Raw genomic sequence first — 1,917 nt, 5'->3', positions numbered from 1 at the left:
TCTCGAGGGGGCGGTGCGTCAAGATCAAAAGCTACAGGCGAGCTAACGCTCGGCCTGTTGAGTGGTGAAAAGCGCAGAGGTACGCCGCTCCATTGTGGGAGCTGGCTTGTCGAGTTGCCGCATCGCTGCGATGGCGGCCTGTCAGCCGACCAATCTTCCCCGGATGTACCCAGTCCAACTGTGGGAGCGGGCTTGCTCGCGAAGCTGTTGATCTTGCTGTTGCTTCGGCTTCGGCTTCGGCTTTGGCTTTTGATCTTGATCTGCCCGCCCCTTCGGGAGGCTGAGTGCAGGTGTTCATCTGGGGATTGGCGCGCAGCGCCGTTCGACGCAGTCGAACCCATCGCATGTAGGTCGTAGCGAAGCAGACCGTAGGGCGATGCCCCCAGATGGATACCGGAGCGAAGGAACGCCGAGCCTCAGCGAGGGGCCGGACGCTTGGGGCGAAGACCTTTGCTTCCTTTGGGGCGTTTGCCAAAAGGGACTCGCCGTAAGGGCCATCCCTTTCAAGGTCTTAGGTAAAATCCCCTGAAATTTCAGTCAGGGATACCCGAAAGATGTGGGCCGATGTTCTAGCTCGATTCGAAAAAAAAGCACCTGCCAGCGTCATGGCCAAATTGGCGCTGGAGCAGGCTATTGCCCCTGAATGGGTCGATCAGGTCTTCGAAGAACATCGGCAACGGCAGTATTCTCGTGAGCTACTGTTCTCGACCATCATTAAGCTGATGTCCCTTGTTTCATTGGGCTTGAAGCCATCCCTGCACGCTGCCGCACGGCAACTGGAAGATCTTCCTGTCAGCTTGGCAGCCCTTTACGACAAGATCAGTCGTACCGAGCCTGCACTGTTGCGCGCCCTTGTCACCGGCTGCGCACAACGCCTGGCTCCAACCATCAAGGAGCTGGGTTGCACGACGATGCTGCCGGGTTGGCAGGTTCGGGTCGTGGACGGTAATCACTTGGCATCCACTGAGAAGCGTCTGGGGGCTTTACGCCACGAGCGCGGCGCCGCTCGTCCCGGTTTTTCGGTGGTTGTCTACGACCCCGACCTGGATCAGGTCATCGACCTTCAGGCGTGTGAGGATGCCTATGCAAGCGAGCGTGTTTGTGTGCTGCCTCTATTGGCCGATGCCGAACCGGGCCAGGTGTGGCTGGCTGATCGACTCTACTGCACGCTGCCGGTCATGGAAGCTTGTGAGCAGGTCCAAACCTCCTTTGTGATTCGTCAGCAAGCCAAGCACCCACGCTTGATTCAAGAGGGTGAGTGGCAAGCGCCCGTACCTGTGGAAACAGGCACTGTACGTGAGCAGATCATCCAAGTCAGAGGCGGTTACCAATGTCGACGTGTCGAACTCTCGCTTCATTCGCCAACGGACTCGGGTGACAGCAGCTTGATGTTCTGGAGCAACCTACCTGAAAGCGTCAGTGCACAGCAGATCGCAGCGCTCTATCGCCGTCGCTGGAGCATTGAAGGCATGTTCCAGCGACTGGAAGCGATCCTGGAAAGTGAAATAGAAACCCTTGGCAGCCCGAGGGCTGCCTTGCTCGGGTTCACTACTGCGGTATTGGCCTACAACGTCCTGGCCGTACTCAAACGAAGCGTCGAGCAAGCCCATCGGGATACTCAGCCTGAAGGTTGGGAGGCCTCGACCTATCACTTGGCGGTCCAGGTCCGAAGTGGTTATGAAGGCATGCAGATTGCGCTGCCCTCGGAATATTTTCCGGTCATCCCTCTGGAAAAACTGGCCCAGCGTTTGTTGGAACTGGCCAAAAACATCCAACCAAAACAAGTTGCGAAAAGTCCCCGTGGCCCCAAGGTGCCCAAGCCCAAGACATGGGTCCAAGGCACCGCGGTGCATGCGCATGTTTCAACGGACCGGGTAATCAAGGCTGCCAAAACGAAAAGACCTTGAAAGGGATGGC

The 1,917-nt window shown here is 57.6% G+C and carries 1 protein-coding gene; it reads left to right on the top strand.

Features of this window, described 5'->3' with window-relative positions; genetic code table 11:
* Window positions 1–605: 605 nt before the first annotated feature.
* Window positions 606–1,907, top strand: a complete 1,302-nt coding sequence (locus PMI30_RS07795) for an IS4 family transposase (protein ID WP_081501290.1) — start codon at window positions 606–608, stop codon at window positions 1,905–1,907.
* The last annotated feature ends 10 nt before the right edge of the window (window positions 1,908–1,917 follow it).

It is taken from the genome of Pseudomonas sp. GM50 (genome assembly GCF_000282375.1).
Lineage (GTDB): Bacteria > Pseudomonadota > Gammaproteobacteria > Pseudomonadales > Pseudomonadaceae > Aquipseudomonas.
Note: the sequence above shows the minus strand (reverse complement) of the source record. Positions and strands in the feature narration are given on the sequence as shown.